The following is a 17686-nucleotide window of genomic DNA, read 5'->3' on the forward strand; positions in this document are numbered from 1 at the left end:
TCGTCCCCCCCCCTCACCCCCCAAAGCTCCAGCCACCATGCTCCCCCCCTTCCCCCCCCCCCCCCCCCCCCCCCCGGCGGTGGCCGGCGGTCAGGAGGTGCCGAGGGCCGCCTCCTCCCGGTCGAGGTCCTGCTGCAGGCGGCGGCGGGTGGTGTCGCTGATGCGGTGCTCCTCGTAGAGGCGGTGCAGTTCCGTGCTCTGGACGGCGATGACCTCGTGCCTCAGCTGGCGGTAGGCGGCGTCGGCCGTGGTGCCGTCGGACGCCTCGGGGGTGCGGTCGAGGCGGGCGGTGAGGCCGCGGCGGACGCGGTCGACGGCGGTGTCGGGCATCGCCTCCAGGGTGGCGAGGTGCTCGACGTGGTCGAGGGCGGCGTGGTTGAGGGCGTCACGGGCGTCGTCCTCCTCACGGGCGGTGTGCTCGGGTTCCAGGGCGAGTCCGGAACGGTTGACCACGGCAGCCAGCGTGAGGCCCTGGACGACCAGGGTGAACACCACCACGGCGGTCGTCAGCACCAGCACCAACGGCCTCCCGGCGAGCGGCGTGCCGTCGTCGGTGACCAACGGGATGGACAGCGCGGCGGCCAGCGGCATGACACCCCGGGTCCCGGCCCAGGTGACCACCCCGGCCACGCGCCAGGACAACCGGCCGCTGGTGGGCTTGACCGCGCGGGTCAGCGGCAGCGTCGACAGCACCCGCACCGCGATCAGCACGGCCGCCAGGACCAGCGCCTGGAGCGGCCACCAGCCGGTGCCAGCCGGGAGGTCCCGCACCAGCGTCGGCAACTCCAGACCGACGATGCTGAAGACGACGCTCTCCAGCAGGAACACCACCACCGCGTAGACGGCGTACAGCTGCAGCCGGATGTGCGCGTCGGTGAGCCGGTGGCCGGAACGGCCGAGCAGCACACCCGCGACCACTACCGAGGTCACGCCGGAGGTGTGCACGGACTCGGCCAGCACGTACGCCGCGTACGGGGTGACCAGCGCGATCACCGTCTCCAGCACGGGGTCGGTGGTCCGGCGGCGGACCAGCCACACCAACCCGGCAACGGCGGCGCCGACCAGGCTCCCGCCGCCGCCGAGCAGCAGGAACTCCCCACCCGCCGCCGGCACGCTCACCGCGGCACCGACGGCCACGGCGATGCCGACGGCCACCTTGAACAGCACGAGCGAGGTGGCGTCGTTGAACAGGCTCTCCGCCTGCACGAGGACCTGGACCCGCCCCGGCAGCGCCAGTCGGCGCCCGAGCGCGGTGACGGCCACCGGATCGGTGCTGGACAGCACCGCCCCCAGCACGAAGGCCATCGCGGGCGGCAGACCCGCGACGGCGACGGCTGCGAAGCCGACAGCGGCCGCGGAGGCGAAGACCAGCCCGAAGGAGAGGATCGTGACCGGGCGCCACACCGTGCGCAGGTCCCGCAGGGACAGCTCCTCGGCGGAGGCGTACAGCAGGGGCGGCAGGACGACCATGGCGATCGTCTCCGGCGGGACGTGCAGTGCGGGGACGCCGGGTATCAGCGCCACCCCGACACCCGCCAGAACGAGCAACGAGGGCGCCGGCATGCGCAGGCGCCGGGCGAAGGTGGCCACGGTCGTGGCCAGAACCACCAGGACGAGAACGATCCCCACAACGCGCATCGGTGGAAAAGACCCCATCACGACGAACGGGGTCACTGCCGCCGATCGCTGCAGTCGTCCCCCGAGCCGACCAGGCTTCCCGGCACACCTGTGGTCATCTTATCGGGCCATTAGCGGAGAACGGCAGGGCATATTCGCGTGTCACCAGGAGGGCAGCCGACACGAGCAGCGCGTGACCACCCCAGCCTCATGCGGGGGCGACCATGGAAGGAACAGGTGGCCTCCCCTTGGGCCCGGCCCGGTGAAAGCAATCGGGCCGCACCGGCAGCCCTGCCGGGTGGCCGGAAAGGACGGCGGCGGTGCCTCGCGGTCGGTTGCGGGTCTACCTCGGGGCCGCTCCCGGGGTCGGCAAGACGTACGACATGCTCGCCGAAGGGCAGCGCCGTGCCGCGCGCGGCACCGATGTCGTGATCGCCTACGTCGAGGACTACGGCAGGCCGCTCACCCGCGCGATGGCCGAGGGCCTGGAGACCATGCCCCGCCGCGCGATGTCGTACCGGAACTGCGCCTTCACCGAGATGGACCTGGACGCGGTGCTGGCACGCCGCCCGCAGGTCGCCCTGGTCGACGAGCTGGCACACACCAACGTCCCCGGCTGCCGGCACGAGAAGCGCTGGCAGGACGTCGAGGAGCTGCTGAAGGCCGGGACCGACGTCATCACCACGGTCAACATCCAGCACCTGGAGTCGCTGAACGACGTGGTGGAGCAGATCACCGGCATCAGGCAACAGGAGACCGTCCCGGACGACGTGGTGCGCCGTGCCGACCAGATCGAGGTGGTCGACATGTCCGCCGAGGCCCTGCGGCGGCGGATGGCGCACGGCAACATCTACCCGCCCGAGAGGATCGACGCAGCGCTCGCGAACTTCTTCCGCGCTGGGAACCTCACCGCGCTGCGGGAGATCGCCCTGCTCTGGGCGGCCGACCGGGTCGAGGAGGCCCTGCTGCGCTACCGCGCGGACCACGGCATCCAGCAGCCGTGGAGCACCAGGGAGCGCGTCCTGGTCGCACTGTCCGGCGGCGCCGAGGGCGACACCCTGATCCGGCGCGCCAAGCGCACCGCGTCCCGCGGCGCCGGCGGCGAGTTCCTGGCCGTCCACGTCGCCCGCGACGACGGGCTGACCGGCGCCTCCCCGCGACTGCTGGCCCACCAGCGCACCCTGGTGGAGAGCCTCGGCGGCAGCTGGCACTCGGTCTCCGGAGGCGACCCGGCACAGGCGGTCCTGGCGTTCGCCCGGCAGGTCAACGCCACCCAGATCGTCATCGGCGCCACCCGCCGCAGCCGCCTCAAAGGCCTGTTCGCCCGCGGCACTGGGGAGACCATCATCGAGGGCTCCGGCGACGACATCGACGTCTACGTCGTCACCCACTCCGAAGCCGCCCACGGCCACCTCCTGCACCGCCGTCGACCGCCCGCGAGCGATGGCTGACCGGTCCTCGGAGGGTCGTGACCGCTGCCTCGACCGGCGCGCGCCGGGCAGTGCTCCGCCGGGCGGTCGACGCACAGGCAGAGGCGGTGCACCATGCCCGGCTGCGCCGGGAGCGAGCAGGCCAATGGCGGGGCGCACGGCGCGGGGAGCGGTATGGCCGACGCGATCCGTGGTCTCCATGACAGCCGTACCGCCCGGCGTACCCGTCGGCGTCGCCGTGCGTCCCTCCCCCTGTTTTCACTGGCCGCCGAACCATCCCGGAGGAACCCGCCGGGGCCGGGGTTCGGCAAACGGTTCGCCGCCAGGCCCCACGCCCGAGCGGCGAACCGTTTCCGCGCAGATCACGCTAGGTGCGACCGAGTCTCCGTCCGCCCGCCCTGACACGTCCTTGACGCGCTCGACGCCCGTCTTGACGAGGCCTTGGCGGTCGGTCCTGCCCGGCAGACCGCCGTGCCGTGATCCTCTACGGGCGTCGCGTCGCAGATGAGGCGCCCCGCCGGCCGAACGTCCCCGTCTTCAGCGGGTGATCATCCACTGCTGCTCCCTCTCCTCCTCAGCCGCTGACCACGCCCGTCCCTTCCAGCAGCACGCTGTACGCGGCCTCCGCGGCCCGTCCTGGGGAGAAGTCCGACGGGTGTGCGCGAGGAAGGAGTCCGTCGACCCGCTGTACACGATCCGGCCCTGGCTCAGGACGGTGACATGGTCGGCCTCCTCGGCGAGGTCTGCGACGTCATGAGTGGGCAGCAGCACCCGCACCTCAGCGGCCACCTCGGCCAGCAGGTCGCGGGAGACCCACCGCTGCCGCGGGTCCATGCCGGCGGCCGGCTCGTCGAGCAGCAGGACGCGCGCGTCGTGGACCAGCGCGGCGGCCACGCCGACCCGGCGCAGCTGCCCGCCGGACAGCTCGCTCGTCCTCGTCCCGGCCTGGGGGGCGACCGAGTACACGCCGGTGATCACCGCTTGGGAGGCGCTCACCGTCGCCACCGTGGCCACGGACGATACGCCGATCATGCACGCCGACCACCGGCAGCGAACACCGCTCGTCCCCGACCCGGTCCCGGCGCGCCGCAGCAGACAGAGAGTGTTGCAGTCGTTCGGCGACGTACGCGACCTTCCCGCGTTCTTCTCTGCCGGGCTCGCGTACGGAGCCCGCATGCGCCGCATACGGGCTCCGTCAAGAACCACCGCCCAGGAACCGTCTCCCCGTAACCTCGACCCCGAACGGGCACGACAACCGCACACGGGGGCACGGATAGCCGGCTTCGGTCAACATCGAGTTCCTCGCCGATCTCTCCCGGGACCGCGAGGGGCCGCGGCGACGAACTGGCACAACACCGTCATCGGCGGTGCCGGCATGGGCGGCGGCAAGGCGGGCGTCGCCGGTACCGCAACCGCCGTCGGGGGCGTCTTCGGCATGCGCGGATGGGCGGCCCGGAATTGACCAGCGCCACGCCCGCCCCCTCGCTCTGGCTCACCCTCCCGCCCGAGCGGTGGGACAACGTCCGAAAGGGGTTCGGGTGACCGGATTCACCGGCGGCCGGGGGTCCATCCCGCTGATGGTCGCCCTCACGCTCGGCGCGCCCTGCGCGGCCCTCGGGCTCGGCCTCGCGTACACCTACTGGGGCTGGCCGGCCACGCTGGGGATCGGGCTGCTGGCCGTGGTGGCGCTGACCGTCGGCACTGGCAAGCTGGCCAGCAGCACCGAGCGTGGCTGCTGGGCGGTGGTCCTCGTCCTGGCAACCGTGGTCTTCACCGCCGGAATGGTGACCGTCGTCCGCGACGACCTGCTGCTGACCCTCTCCGGCACCACGGTGACGGCTCGTGTGGTGGAGAAGGAACGGATTCCCGCCGACCGTGACTACCAGTTCCGGCACACGCTGAAGACCCGCGACGGCTCCCTCGTGCCCGGCGGGCAGCTCACCGCGAACGGTGAGAGGTTCCGGACCGGTGAGGAGGTGACCGTCCGAATTGACCCGCGCGGCCGGGCGAGGCCCCGGCTGCCCGAGGAGATCGACATCGGCAGCGACGTCGCATGGGGAGTCACCGGGGCTGCAGCCACCGTGCTCGCCATCCTGTACACGGGTTTCACGGCCCGCCCGCCGGGGCGGGCGCGGGTTCGGTTCCGCGAACGCTCCCGCACCGCCCGCCGGCGCGTCCGGCAGCGAGGGCCGCTCCGCCTCGCCACCGTCCTCGGCCTCCTGTCCGCACTCTGGCTGCTGGCCTTCGTCCTCGCCGACGCCCACGTCGGCGGTGCTCTCACCATCCCGCTGGGCACCGGGTACCTGCTTGCCGTCGTGGCCTGCGTCGCCTGGCTCCCGGAGAAGGAGGACGCAAACTTCCGCCTCGCCATCGTGCTGGTCGCCGCCCTCTTCGCGGGAGCCGGCCCATTCGTGGCCGCGAAGTTCTGACCGAACGTCATGGTGGCGCGGGTGGGGGAAGGCGGCCGGGCCGACTTCCCCCACCCGCCTACTCGCCCAGGCGCCCACGCGCCCAGCCGAGGCCGGCCTCGACGGCAACTGAGACGTGTCCTATGACGCAGCTGGTCAACCCCGCCGGGCGGTCTCGCCGCGTCAAGGACAGGCCCGTCGGTCCGTCAGAAAGCTGTCAAGGACGGGCGGCGTCACGCCAAGCCCCCGTCAAGATGCACGGGGAGTGCGGAGATCCGGTGCTTGGCTGTGCGGCGTCCCCCTGCCGCCCGATCCCCGCCGCCCCCTCACCCGGGCGGCCCGGAAGGTCTGACCACCGATGCGCCGTTCGGCCCTCACCCCACCGGACACCACCGACACCCAGGACGGGTTCCGCGACGTAGCCCCCACCCGGGAGCCTCGGCATCCGGGCCATGGAGCCGGTTCACCGAGGGGCGGCGGGCGCCGGCTGATCGATACCGGCCAACTGATCGAGGCGCTGCCGGCCGCGCTGCGCAAACTCCACCCCCGCACCATGGCGAGGAACCCGGTGATGCTCGTGGTCGAGACCGGCTCGGCGGCCACCACGCTGAGTGCGGTCCTCCACCCGGGTGTGTTCGCCTGGGTGATCAGCTTCTGGCTCTGGCTCACCGTGCTCTTCGCCAACCTGGCCGAGGCGGTGGCGGAGAGCCGGGGCAAGGCCCAGGCCGAGTCGCTGCGCCGGGCTCAGGCGGGCACCACCGCCCGCCGCCTGCTGCACTGGCGGGTCGGCATCCCCGACCACCGCCACGAGACCATCCCCGCCGAGCAGTTGCTGCTGCACGACATCGTGCTGGTGTCTGCGGGTGAGGTGATCCCCGGCGACGGCGAGGTGGTCGAGGGCGTGGCCTCGGTGGACGAGTCGGCGATCACCGGCGAGTCCGCGCCCGTGATCCGCGAGTCCGGCGGCGACCGCACCGGCGTCACCGGCGGCACCCGCGTCCTCTCCGACCACCTCGTGGTCCGCATCACCGCCCGGCCCGGGCAGAGCTTCATCGACCGGATGATCGCGCTGGTCGAGGGCGCGGACCGGCAGAAGACGCCGAACGAGATCGCCCTGAACATCCTGCTCGCCTCGCTGACCATCGTCTTCATTCTGTCCGTGGCCTGCCTCCAGCCGATGGCGATCTACGCCCACTCGCCGCAGACCACCATCGTGCTGGTGGCGCTGATGGTCGCCCTCATCCCGACCACCATCGGCGCGCTGCTCTCCGCGATCGGCATCGCCGGCATGGACCGCCTCGTCCAGCGCAACGTGGTCGCGCTCTCCGGCCGCGCCGTCGAAGCGGCCGGCGACGTCGACGTCCTGCTCCTCGACAAGACCGGCACCATCACCCACGGCAACCGCCGGGCCACCGCCCTGCACCCGCTGCCCGACGCCACCGTCGAACAGCTCGCCGAGGCGGCGCAGTTGGCCTCCGCCGCCGACGAGACCCCCGAGGGCCGCTCGATCACCGAGCTCACCGACCGCCAGTACTGGGTGCCGCCGCGCGCACCGGGCGAGTTGGGCGAGGTGACGTCCGTCCCGTTCACCGCGCAGAGCCGGATGAGCGGCGTCGACCTGCGCTGGCCCGACGGCACGAGCTGCCTGGTCCGCAAGGGCGCGGCGAGCTCGGTCGCGCACTGGGTGGTGCGCTCCGGCGGACGGCTGCCGATGGAGGCCAAGGGCATCGTCGACCGGATCTCCGCCGCCGGCGGCACCCCGCTGCTGGTCGCCGTCCACGACCGGCACGGCGCCCGGGCACTGGGCGTGATCGAGCTCAAGGACGTGGTCAAGGAGGGCATCGCCGAGCGCTTCGCCGAGCTGCGCCGGATGGGCATCCGCACCGTCATGGTCACCGGCGACAACCCGCTCACCGCGAGGGCCATCGCCGCCGAGGCCGGCGTCGACGACATCCTGGCCGAGGCCACCCCCGAGGACAAGCTCGCCTACCTCAAACGGGAGCAGGCCGCCGGCAACATGGTCGCGATGACGGGCGACGGCACCAACGACGCCCCCGCCCTCGCCCAGGCCGACGTCGGCGTCGCCATGAACACCGGCACCCCGGCCGCCAAGGAGGCCGGCAACATGGTCGACCTCGACTCCAACCCGACCAAGCTGATCGAGATCATCCGGGTCGGCAAGCAGCTCCTGATCACCCGCGGCGCGCTGACCACCTTCTCGATCACCAACGACGTGGCCAAGTTCTTCGCGATCATCCCCGCGATGTTCGCGAACGCCTATCCCGGACTGCGGCACCTCAACATCATGGAACTGCACAGCCCGACCTCGGCCATCGCCTCCGCGATCATCTTCAACGCCCTGATCATCGTCGCGCTGATCCCGCTCGCCCTGCGCGGCGTCCGCTACCAGCCCGCCAACGCCACCGACCTGCTCCGCCGCAACCTCCGGGTCTACGGGCTCGGCGGCCTGATCCTGCCGTTCCTCGGCATCAAGGCGATCGACCTGCTGATCCAGTTCGTCCCCGGCCTGGGCTGAGCCACCTGCGCCCGGCCCGCCCCCTCACAGAAGATGGCATGACCATTCCATGTGAGACCCTGATGCGGAACCCTCTGTCTTTGGAAGGGCGGACTTGAAAGGCTGATCTCCTCAACGCCCTTCACACTGAAGGGAATTTCATGGCATCCCGTGCTGCTTCCCGCATCGTCGCCGCCGCTCTGGGCGCCGTGACGACCGCCGCCCTGCTCGCCACCGGCGCCGCACCGGCCGGCGCCGCCACACCCGCCGCGCAACCGTCGGTGCCACCGGCCTCGCCGGCCAACGGCGGCGGCTTCCACGCCGTCCCCGCCGGCCGGAGCCTCACCGAGGAAAGCGAGAGCGCGGCCGCCCGGGCCGCCGAGGTCCACCTCCGCACCCCGGCCGACGCGCTCTGCACCGACACCTGGACGCATGCGGTCTCGACCGTCCAGGTCGCCGCATACATGAGGAGCTCGCCGGAAACCGCCCCGAGGAACGCATCGCCCTCCTGGTCAACCCCACCGCGGGCGATGGCAAGGTACTCGCCTTGTACGAGTCGTGGGGGTATGAAGCCATCAACGAGGTTCAGCCGAACCCGGACGCGCCTCCGCTGGTGGCCATGGTCCGAAAGTGCGTCGTCTCAGCGAGCGAACGAGCCCGCCATCAGCCTTCCACGCCCTGGACACGGAGCCTCAGGGCGCGTTCATGCGTTGGCGTGCCTTATCGCGCGAACTGCGTCGGGACATCCGGTGAGTTCGTCGACCTGCAAAGCTGCGGCAAGGTGGGGGCAGAAGTCCACGGTGCGGCCGCGCTTCGACGCCCCCGTGTGCCTCATCGGCCGTCAAGCTCCGCGCGGCGGGCAGGCCTCCGAGATCGGTTGCGCGGGCCCGGCCAGGCGGCGTAGGGCGACTGTCCTCCGATCCCCGGGGATCGGGGCGAGGAGCGTGGCGGTGCGGTCCGGGCCGGCCTCGCAGGCGGTCGCGATGATGGCGATCACCGAGCCAGCCTCGGCCCGCAGAACCACCGGCTCGATCCGGACGCCGGCCGGGTAGCCCCGGGAGGCCTGCTCGAAGGCCGCGTCGAGCCGCTCCCAGGCCGCCTGCTGCCAGAGCTTCACCGGCGGCGGACACGGGTGAGCGCGATAGGCGAGCCCACCACCTACCGGTGTCCAGGTGATCACCAGGACGAGCACGGCATCGCGGCGCACCGCCTTTCCACCACGCGGTGCAGGGCCGCCAGATTGCCCAGCGATGGCCGCAGAAGCGGCGCTTCGCCGACTTGAGCTCGCCTACCGGGCCGGGCCGGCCGGCTGGAGCGCCGGGCGGAGCGCGGCGGTCACCGCCCGCACCGAGCCGAGCAGCGTCTCCGCGGACGACCATCCGCCCGAGCCCCAGAGCAGCAGGTCCATGCCCTGGACCCGCCAGCTGAACGGCTCGGGCGCCGCCAGCAGCTCACGGACGGCGGCCTCCGTCAGCACGGCCCGGAGGTGGTACGGATCGGACGCGTAGGTCTCGTGGCCGCTGTCGAACCGTGCCACACCAGTGGCGAACCGGCCGTCGGGCACCGGCTCGGCGACCCGCGTCGAGTGGAACGCGCGGCCGTGCCGTACCTCGACCTGGGCGAGCGGCACGGGTAGCGAGACCAGGATGACTCCGTAGACGTGGGCCGAGCCGTTGTACAGGCAGCTGTAGCCGGTCGAGGTCAGCGTCAGGCCGTCGAGCGCACCGGTCACCTGGTCGGTCAATCGCTGCGAGGTGCCGTAGTGGAACGGCGGCCCGGCGAGCGCGAGCGGAATTCCCTCCATCGTGAGTTCGGTTCGGCTCCGGAAGCCATGATGCGCGGTCAGATCGGCGGCGGTCGCCGCGCTGCGGCGCCGGTCCCGGAACGCATCGATGCGCGGTGCGCCGAGCACCAGGGTGACCAGGCAGACGAAGAACACGATCGGGATGATGACGCCCATGGCGCCCTCCACTGGTTGAGGCCGTGTCGACAGCGCCCGCCGATGCCCGGCGGGGCACGCTCGACCGTGACGCCGACCAGACTTCCCGGCACACCACTACTGACGGTACCGGTCCGACGCCGAAGCGCAAGGGGGTGGGTCCCGCATTCGGCGCCCCGGCGCGACCCGGCGGTCGCGCGGGAATTCTTGACGCTCTCCTGACATTCGATCACGGAACCGCCTGCCGCGCCGGAAGCGTTCACCGAGCCGTGCCCCTTCCTTCCCACGATCGTCTTGATGCTCCGTCAGGCCACATGGTGGTGTGCGGCGACGACGGTCTCACCCACCGCCTCGCGTTCGAGCTCGCCATCCGGTGCGGCGAGCACGTCACGGTCGTCGTGCCCTCACTGCACGACGGCCACGGCCTCCAACTCGCCGCGCTGGCCGGCGACCCGCACGGGTCGGTACGGCTGATCGAGGCCCGTCGGCCGGACGACGCGACGCTCCTCGACGCCGGCGTCCGGCGGGCCTCCGCACTCGCCCTCGCCTACGGCGACGACCAGACGAACATCCACGCCGCGCTGAGCGCCCGCCGCCTCAACCCGGAGATCCGGCTGGTGATCCGGATGTTCAACCGCCAACTCGGCCGCCATGTCGAGAAGCTCCTCGACCGCGCGACGCAGGCACGCGACCCCGGCCTCGGCCGGTCCGCGGTGGACGTGTCCACCACGGTGCTCTCCGACATCGGCACCGCCGCTCCCGAGCTCGTCGCCGCCGCCTTCGACGGCTCGACGAACGTCATCGCCGCCGACGGCCTGCTGCTGCACCCCGCGGACCGGCCGGCCGGCACGCCGCCCCGCCTCACCGACCTCTGCGTCCTCGCCGTCATGTCCGGCGGAGCCGCCGACGACCCCGCCAGCGAGGACAGCGCCGAGTACCCCGGCGAGGGCGGCACCCAACTGCTGCCCGACGACCGCACGGTGGACCGTTCCCGTGCGGTTCGCGGCATGGTCGTCCTGGAGGCGATCACCGAGAACACCGAGCGGGACCAGTCCCCCGAGGGCGTGCCGGGCCGCCCCGGCCGGCTTCGGACAGCCCTGAACGGCCTCCTGGAGCGGCTCCCGCTGGACATCCTGTTCTCCCGCAAGGTGCGGAGGATCCTGGGTGCCATGGTGCTGCTCGTCCTGGTCATGGCCGGGATCACCTGGACGGTGCTGGGCGGCTCCGGCCTGCACGCCGCCTATCTGACCCTGCTGGACGTCTTCACGATGGGCGACCCGGCAACCGAGGCACCCGTCGGACGCCAGCTCATGCAGCTGTCGGCGGGCCTGGCCGGCGTGCTGTTCCTCCCCGTGCTGCTCGCCGCCATCCTCGACGCCATGGGCGCGTTCCGCGCGGCGTCCACCGCGCTCCGGCCGCCGCGCGAGCTCTCGGACCATGTGGTCGTGGTCGGCCTGGGCAAGGTGGGCACCCGTGTGCTCGGCGAGCTCCACGGCCGCAAGGTCCGCGCGGTGTGCATCGACCGCGACCCCGAGGCACGCGGCGTGGCCCTCGCCCGCAGCCTCAAGGTCCCGACGATCATCGCCGACGTCACCGAGCCCGGCGTGCTGGAGGACGCCGGCATCCGGCGCAGCCGGGCCATGCTGGCCCTCACCAGCAACGACTCCACCAACCTCGAGGCCGTCCTGGCCGCACGCGAGACCAGGCCGGACCTCCGGGCGGTGATGCGGCTCTTCGACGACGAGTTCGCCGCCACCGTCTACCGGACGCTGCGCGACTCGTATCCGACCGCTCTCACCCGCAGCCGCAGTGTGTCGTCGCTGTCGGCATCGGCCTTCGCGGCCGCCATGATGGGCCGTACCGTCCTCGGCGTGATGCCCGTCGAGCGCGGCGTGCTGCTGTTCACCGCCGTCGACGTCCGCGACCACCCCGAACTGGTCGGCCACACCGTCGCGAGCGCCTTCCGCGCCGGCCAGTGGCGGGTCATCGCCCGGGACACCACCGCCCCTGCGGAGCGTCGCCCGGACATCGCCTCCGCGTCCTCCACCACCTCCTACGGCTCGCTGCGGATCTTCCCGTCCGCACTGGACTGGCACCTGCGCCCTGGCTACGTGCTGCGCCCCGAGGACCGCGTGGTCCTCGCCACCACCCGGGCGGGACTGCGGGTCCTGCTCGCCCGCGATCAGCGCCGAGCAGAGGGTGAGGAGCGCGTCTGACAACGATGACTGTCAGACGTGCTCGGCGGGACTGGCCTGCCGCGCCGCGCCTGCTGCGCCGGCCACCAGAAGGTGCGACAAGCGCCGATATGCAGCCTCAGCCGCAGGTCACCGGATGCGGAGCGGCCGCCAGGTCACCTCGCCAACTGCCCCTCCAGCAGAACGGCTGCCACGGCCTTCCGGCCCCGGCGGCGGGCACGGACGGCCGCCAGCGCGCAGGCGAGCAGCACCACGGCGGCCAGCAGCCCGGAGAACGCCAGCCCCGACGGACCAGGCCGGTCGGTCCAGGCCCACCGCAGGAGGTTCGTGGTCCAGGCCGCGACCACTCCACCCGCGAGCCAGACGAGCCGGCGCAGGTTCCGGCCTTCGTCCGGCGCAGTCCACGGGAGCCCGCCCTCGGCGCGCGGGACCGGCCCGGTGCCGGGCGGCCAGCCCGGCGGGGTCCACCACGTGGCCTCGTCGGGCCGGTCCGTCCAGGGGACCGGGGCCGATGCGTCCAGGCGCAGGTCGGGGCGGCGCATCCAGTCGCCCCGCCGCCGTGCCTGCGGCTCCGGGTCGAGGACCAGCACGACCCGCGCGGCGGAACGGAACACCGCCGGTCGGTACTCGGCCGGTCGGTACCCGTACAGGTACGCGACCCAGAGTTCGCGGGCGAGCTCGGTGCCGCGACCGGCAGTCGGCACGACCACCCGGGGGCTGCCGTCGAGCAGGCCGGCCAACTGCGTGTAGTCCATGCTCTCCGTCCGCCTCGGTTTCCCGCCATCGAACCAGCAACCCCCTTGCCACGGTGACCCTTTGACGGCATCCTGACGCCGCGCCGCTACTCGGCGCCGGTGCCGGTCAGTTGCCGGTGGAGGCCCCAGAGGTCCAGCTGCGCCCACTGCCCGGTGACCCGGCCGTCCCGTACGTTGACGATGCGGATGGCGTGGAAGGAGACCCTGCGCCCGGTAGACGGGACACCGAGGAACTCCCCCACGTGGGTGGCCTCGACGCGGAACCGGATCGTGACGGCGTCCTGCCCTTCCACCACCTCTTCCTCGTGCATCTCCAGGTCCTCCCACGGCCTGACCATGTTCTTCTCGTAGTGGGCGAGGGCGACCTGGAAGTCGGTGAGCCAGCCGGTCAGGCCAAGGCACTTCTCGTTCCACCGGTCGGCGTCGATCAGCCTGGTCGCGCCCTCGATGTCGCCGGCCAGCAGGCAGTCGTTCCAGGCCCGGTAGACGGCGAGCGGTGCGGCGTTCACCGGGCGCCTCCGGCGAGGAAGGCCGCCGACTGCCGCCATATCTTTCCGTTGTCGAGCACCATCGTTCCTATCGATTCCTTTGTTTCGCCGCCGATATTCATGACCGACCGGTAGAAAATCGTGTCAACCCGCTCGGTGTACTGCACGAGTTCCACGAGTTCCGGCCGCAGAGCGAGATAGGCTGAGAAGGCCGCACGGATTTCCCGAGCCCCGACGAAAATCCTGTCGAACCGCACGAGGACCGCGTCCGAGGTGTAGTTCGCCAGGAGCGCGTCGATATCGCCGCCGGTCAGGGCCGCCAACTGCCCGTCGAACAGGGCACGTGCGGGGGTCGTTTCCGGTGGGGTCATTCGAGGTCCTCTCTTGTGGTCGGATTTCGGGCCACGGGAATGCGCACCGTCATCCAGGTAGCGCCGGGCACCGAGCTCGCGGTGAGCGATCCGCGGTGCCGCTGGGTGACGATGCGGTACGACAGGTGCAGCCCCAGCCCCGTCCCCTTGCCGACGTCCTTGGTGGTGTAGAAGGGCTCGAAGATCCGGGTGAGCGAGTCGGCGGGAATTCCGCAGCCGGTGTCGCCGATCTCGACGGTCAGGCAGCTGGCCTGGGAACGGGTGCGCAGCGTGAGCGTTCCCTTGCCGTCCATGGCGTCCACCGCGTTGTCGATCAGGTTGGTCCACACCTGGTTGAGCTCGGTCGGGTAGCCGACCGCGTCCGGGAGGTCCGGCGCGTAGTCACGGACGATCCGGATGCCGGCTAGCTTCGGCCTCAGCATGGTGAGAGTGGCCTCCAGGCCGTCCACGACGGGGAACCTCCCCTCCGGAGCGCCGCCGAGGTTGGCGTAGTCCCGGGTCGCGGCCACCAGCACCGAGATGCGCGGGCCCGCCGTCCGCAGCTCGTCCGTCAGTGCGCGGGCCTCCACGAGCGCGGACAGCTGGCCGAGGGCTGCCGGGAGGACGGCCGGGCACATGCCGGAGACCCGATCGGCCAGCCAGTCGCCGCCGTGCCCCCGCTCGGCCAGGGCCAGGGCGAGCGGGGCGGGCATCGGCGCACGCCGCTGCTCGGCCCAGTCGGCCAGCTCGTCCTCCAGGTCGGCGAGTGCGACGGGATCGGTTTCGGTCGTGAGAGGCGTCCGGCGGATCTCCGTCGCGAGGCTGCGGAGGGCGTCCGCCTCCCGCTCGTCTGCCGTGGCACCCCAGCGCTGTGCGGCGTCGGCGAGCCGGTCGATCACCGGGCCGAGGTCCTGCGCGGCGCGGGCCACGGCCGCGGCCGGGTTGTTGAGCTCGTGGGCCAGGCCTGCCGCGAGTGTCCCCAGGGCCATCACGGTGGCCCTGCCCCTGGCCTGGACCTCGGAGGCGGTGATCCGCCAGGCGAGGACGGGCAGCAGCACCCGGGCGACGCTCGGGCAGCGCGCCAGCATGTCGAGGAAGACGTGCTTCGGGTAGCCGAGAACGGCCGTGCGGCCGACTGCAGTGGCGGTGGCCACGTAGTTGCCGCCGGTCAGCAGCGGCAGTTCCCCGGTGAACCGGTGGGCCGCCGAGGGTTTGCCGTCGTGCTCGCCGCCGGTGCCCGGGCCGGCCCGGTGCCGGGTGAGCAACTCCTCGCGGCCGTCCACCACCTTGGTGACGGCCAGCTCTCCGTCGAGCAGCACGTGGAAGTGGGTCGCGGCATCGCCGTCGCGGAAAAGGACCTCGCCGTCGCCGAGCACCCGCTCCTCGGTCACCGAGGTGAGCCAGCCCAGCTGGCCGTCCGTCAACTCCGCGAAGAGTTCGATCTCCCGGAGCCGCTCGCCGCACGGCACGGCGGCGCCGCTCACCGGGACCCGATCAGCGGTCGCCGCTGCTGCGGCAGCGCCCGCCGCGGGAGCCTGGCCAGGACCGAGATCGCGTGCGCTATGGAGACGAGCGTGGCGTGGTGGTGCCAGCCGCGGAAGGAGCGCCCGGCGAAGTCGCGGATGCCCACCCCGTCGCAGACGTCCCGGAGGTCCCGGGAAACTCGCCTGGTCAGCTTGGCGATCCGGAACAGGGCCGAGGACGAGAGGTGGTCGAGGTTGGAGAGCCAGAACTCGCTGGGCCGCGGGTTGGCCGGGTCCGTCCAGGCGCCCACCAGGAAGAGCGGCGGCACCCCCGTCCCGCGTCCGGTACGGATCGCGGCCATGGGCAGCCCGACGCGCACGCCGACCACCCTGGCCACCCGGTGCCGGGCGTGCCCGCCGTCGCGCCACTCCACGGCTCCGCCCAGCTCCTTCACTCCCTCGACCAGCTGATTCGCAGGCAGCCAGCGCCCCTCTCCGGCGGGCAGCCGGAGGTCGGCGGGGGCCACCGGGAGGGAGCCGTCGACGCGCAGCACGAACGGAATCCGGCGCGGGGTGAACGCTCGGAAGACCTCGGCGAGGTCGCTCTCGCCGACCGCCATCACGACGGGTCGCGGGGTGAGCCGCCAGCCCTCGACCATCGAGACGACCGAGCCCACCGCGCACTGCACCGGGGTCTGCGATCTGACGTGGTCGGGGATCGCGGCTCGTCTTCGCTGTTCCGGGCCGGCCACCCAGGTGGCGGGCAGCGCGAGCTGCCAGTCCACCGGGCAGCTGGCGTCCTCCGACGCCAGCCAGACACCGGTGCTCTGCTGGCAGTTGGTCACGCGTCCGAGACCGGAGACGAACTGGCGCTCGACGCCGACCGAGTGCTTTCCGGCCTTGGGCACGGCAAGCGGTTCGACGATCCAGGCGAGCGGCTGGAGTTCGCGCTCTATGAACCGGGCCAGGGACTGGCGTACCGGCTTCCACTCCCACGGGGAAGTGGTGATGAACTGTTGGAGGCTCTGCATCGCGCTGCCGTCGGCGGCCTCGGCGATGCCCTTCATCGTCTTGCGGCCCTCTGCCCGGAGCAGCCCGCGGACGTAGAGCTCGCCCCAGCGCCGCTGATCACTGCGCGGCATCGAAGAGAGCAGCTGCCTGCACAACCGGTCCACCTGGTCCTGAGAAAGGTACTGCGGATTGAGGCCTTCGATTCCGGCTTCCACCACTCATCCCTTCTCGCAGCAACGCACGAATACCTTGCCCGGCGGCGCTTTCGCCATTCCGGGCATGGCAGAGCACGGGAAACAACCGTTCTGTGGCGCGTTTCCCCAAGGCGAACTGCACTGCTACGTTCGCCCGACATTAGACCAGACTGCCGCGGCCGGCCTGGCCTTTGGCCGACGATTTAGCGAGTTTCATATGCGGCGCACCGCCGACGGGCCGGTGCTGTGAAACGTGCGACTGAAACGCATTGTTGGCACAGCGTACGGACCGTTTTCTCTTCACCGGCCAACCGGAAAAGCCGTACAGAAAAATGCGCCTGCCGCCCGCCGGAACGGTGACGGCCGCCGTTCTGTCGACGGCGGGCACGGCCGCCCTGACCGCGGCCACTGCAATGGATGCCCTGGGTGGGGGTCTCCTAACCTCCGAGTTTCAGTTGGGGTTTGGCCGAGTCGGGTTGATCGTCGGGGCGGTGGTGCGTGACCTGTTCGCGGCGGGGTGGGCATGGCGAGGGCCCGACGCGCGGTCGGGTCTCCTTGAGTCAGGAACGCTTTGGCGCCGCCCCCGCGCTGTCAGCGCGGATGAGGATCAGGGGCCGTGGCGGTGGGCGTCGGGGATCTGCGCGAGGGCCTCGTCGATGACCGTGATGTGGTCGGCGGCGGTATCGCTCCAGCGTTGCCCGGTCGCAGGAGACCGGCCAGGGCCTCACCGGTGTGGTCGAGGAAGCAGAGTATCGGGTGGTAGCCGAAGCCGCGCTCGTAGGTGGCGGCGGCCTCCTCCTTCTCCGAGTGGCAGGTGACCGGGGTCGCGTCGATGTCCAGGACCAGGCCCGGCAGTTCGCTTCCTCCGGCAAGGGCCGGCGGTATCCCGTCCCTGGTCTCGACGCCTGCGACCAGGCGACCTCGCGGGCCCTGGCGCGGGCGGCCCGCAGCGCGTTCAGGGCTTTGGTGTCGATGCCGGCCAGAACGTGCCAGGCGGTGGGAGTGGAGGCGACGGGGCCGAACACCTGGTGCTGGTGCGCACCCGGGCCAGCACCGGGACTGCCTCGCCGGCGTCGGCGAGCATCACCGCCAGGTCGACGGCGACGCGGCCGGGGGCGCGCCCGGTCCCGCGTGGTCTGAGACGGCGGAGGGCGTCGGTGAAGACGCTGGTGAGCGTGGTGGCATCGGCCAGATCCGCCAGCAGGCGCGGTCCGGCGTGACTGACGACCCCGCGCCCGTCGGCGGTGACGACGAGCTTGGGGCTGGACCGCGCAGGTTAAGAGAACGTCAGCAGTGCCGTCACCCCGACCGCGTCCGGCCG

The 17686-nt window shown here is 72.0% G+C and carries 12 protein-coding genes and 2 pseudogenes; 4 read left to right on the forward strand and 10 right to left on the reverse strand.

Annotation, left to right across the window (positions count from 1 at the left end; all coding sequences use genetic code 11):
- Positions 1 to 90: 90 nt before the first annotated feature.
- Positions 91 to 1638, reverse strand: a complete 1548-nt coding sequence (locus ACZ5WK_RS32010) for a Na+/H+ antiporter (RefSeq protein ID WP_465552661.1) — start codon at positions 1636 to 1638, stop codon at positions 91 to 93.
- A gap of 299 nt (positions 1639 to 1937) precedes the next feature.
- On the opposite strand from ACZ5WK_RS32010, the gene ACZ5WK_RS32015 reads away from it, so the two are divergent.
- Positions 1938 to 3068, forward strand: a complete 1131-nt coding sequence (locus tag ACZ5WK_RS32015; protein WP_465552663.1) for a universal stress protein — start codon at positions 1938 to 1940, stop codon at positions 3066 to 3068.
- A 553-nt stretch (positions 3069 to 3621) separates the two neighbouring features.
- Here the strand turns inward: ACZ5WK_RS32015 and ACZ5WK_RS32020 are convergent.
- Positions 3622 to 3992, reverse strand: a pseudogene (locus ACZ5WK_RS32020) (ATP-binding cassette domain-containing protein); the annotation flags it as partial.
- A gap of 593 nt (positions 3993 to 4585) precedes the next feature.
- Here ACZ5WK_RS32020 and ACZ5WK_RS32025 point away from each other — a divergent pair.
- Together ACZ5WK_RS32025 and kdpB are read left to right on the forward strand one after the other, a co-directional pair.
- Positions 4586 to 5476, forward strand: coding sequence for a hypothetical protein (locus ACZ5WK_RS32025; RefSeq protein WP_465552665.1), 891 nt, complete (start codon positions 4586 to 4588; stop codon positions 5474 to 5476).
- A 337-nt stretch (positions 5477 to 5813) separates the two neighbouring features.
- Positions 5814 to 7991 carry a potassium-transporting ATPase subunit KdpB gene (gene kdpB, locus ACZ5WK_RS32030; RefSeq protein ID WP_465552667.1) on the forward strand — a complete coding sequence of 726 codons (2178 nt, stop codon included), beginning with the start codon at positions 5814 to 5816 and terminating at the stop codon, positions 7989 to 7991.
- Positions 7992 to 8811: 820 nt separating this feature from the next.
- On the opposite strand, the gene ACZ5WK_RS32035 is transcribed toward kdpB, so the two are convergent.
- Together ACZ5WK_RS32035 and ACZ5WK_RS32040 are read right to left on the reverse strand one after the other, a co-directional pair.
- A complete protein-coding gene (locus ACZ5WK_RS32035; RefSeq protein WP_465552669.1) occupies positions 8812 to 9177 on the reverse strand; it encodes a hypothetical protein in 366 nt (121 codons plus the stop codon).
- An 81-nt stretch (positions 9178 to 9258) separates the two neighbouring features.
- A complete protein-coding gene (locus ACZ5WK_RS32040) occupies positions 9259 to 9930 on the reverse strand; it encodes a hypothetical protein (protein ID WP_465552671.1) in 672 nt (223 codons plus the stop codon).
- A gap of 293 nt (positions 9931 to 10223) precedes the next feature.
- Between ACZ5WK_RS32040 and ACZ5WK_RS32045 the strand changes: the two genes are divergently transcribed.
- Positions 10224 to 12125: an NAD-binding protein gene (locus tag ACZ5WK_RS32045; RefSeq protein WP_465552673.1), complete on the forward strand. Its 1902-nt coding sequence runs from the start codon at positions 10224 to 10226 to the stop codon at positions 12123 to 12125.
- A gap of 134 nt (positions 12126 to 12259) precedes the next feature.
- Here ACZ5WK_RS32045 and ACZ5WK_RS32050 read toward each other — a convergent pair whose 3' ends face one another.
- The 6 genes and pseudogenes from ACZ5WK_RS32050 to ACZ5WK_RS32075 form a co-directional block, all read right to left on the reverse strand.
- The gene (locus ACZ5WK_RS32050; protein ID WP_465552675.1) at positions 12260 to 12859 is read right to left on the reverse strand and encodes a hypothetical protein; all 600 of its coding nucleotides are present in this window, start codon (positions 12857 to 12859) and stop codon (positions 12260 to 12262) included.
- A gap of 86 nt (positions 12860 to 12945) precedes the next feature.
- Positions 12946 to 13368 carry an ester cyclase gene (locus tag ACZ5WK_RS32055; protein ID WP_465552677.1) on the reverse strand — a complete coding sequence of 141 codons (423 nt, stop codon included), beginning with the start codon at positions 13366 to 13368 and terminating at the stop codon, positions 12946 to 12948.
- Positions 13365 to 13718, reverse strand: coding sequence for a hypothetical protein (locus tag ACZ5WK_RS32060; RefSeq protein ID WP_465552679.1), 354 nt, complete (start codon positions 13716 to 13718; stop codon positions 13365 to 13367). Before ACZ5WK_RS32060 ends, ACZ5WK_RS32055 begins: the two co-directional genes overlap by 4 nt.
- Entirely contained in the window at positions 13715 to 15181 is a 1467-nt protein-coding gene (locus tag ACZ5WK_RS32065) for an ATP-binding protein (protein ID WP_465552681.1), read from the reverse strand. Before ACZ5WK_RS32065 ends, ACZ5WK_RS32060 begins: the two co-directional genes overlap by 4 nt.
- Positions 15178 to 16386 carry an IS701 family transposase gene (locus ACZ5WK_RS32070; RefSeq protein WP_465552683.1) on the reverse strand — a complete coding sequence of 403 codons (1209 nt, stop codon included), beginning with the start codon at positions 16384 to 16386 and terminating at the stop codon, positions 15178 to 15180. The genes ACZ5WK_RS32065 and ACZ5WK_RS32070 overlap by 4 nt, the downstream gene beginning before the upstream one ends.
- Before the next feature lie 554 nt (positions 16387 to 16940).
- Positions 16941 to 17626, reverse strand: a pseudogene (locus ACZ5WK_RS32075) (transposase); the annotation flags it as partial.
- Positions 17627 to 17686 lie beyond the last annotated feature (60 nt).

The sequence above is a fragment of the Kitasatospora sp. NPDC032757 genome, assembly GCF_055579305.1.

What these genes read in the sequence shown, in the direction of transcription:
- kdpB (WP_465552667.1), top strand. Translation starts at nt 5,814, where the DNA reads ATGCGCCGTTCGGCCCTCACCCCACCGGACACCACCGACACCCAGGAC.
- ACZ5WK_RS32060 (WP_465552679.1), bottom strand. Translation starts at nt 13,718, where the DNA reads ATGACCCCACCGGAAACGACCCCCGCACGTGCCCTGTTCGACGGGCAG.
- ACZ5WK_RS32040 (WP_465552671.1), bottom strand. Translation starts at nt 9,930, where the DNA reads ATGGGCGTCATCATCCCGATCGTGTTCTTCGTCTGCCTGGTCACCCTG.
- ACZ5WK_RS32045 (WP_465552673.1), top strand. Translation starts at nt 10,224, where the DNA reads ATGGTGGTGTGCGGCGACGACGGTCTCACCCACCGCCTCGCGTTCGAG.
- ACZ5WK_RS32050 (WP_465552675.1), bottom strand. Translation starts at nt 12,859, where the DNA reads ATGGACTACACGCAGTTGGCCGGCCTGCTCGACGGCAGCCCCCGGGTG.
- ACZ5WK_RS32010 (WP_465552661.1), bottom strand. Translation starts at nt 1,638, where the DNA reads ATGCGCGTTGTGGGGATCGTTCTCGTCCTGGTGGTTCTGGCCACGACC.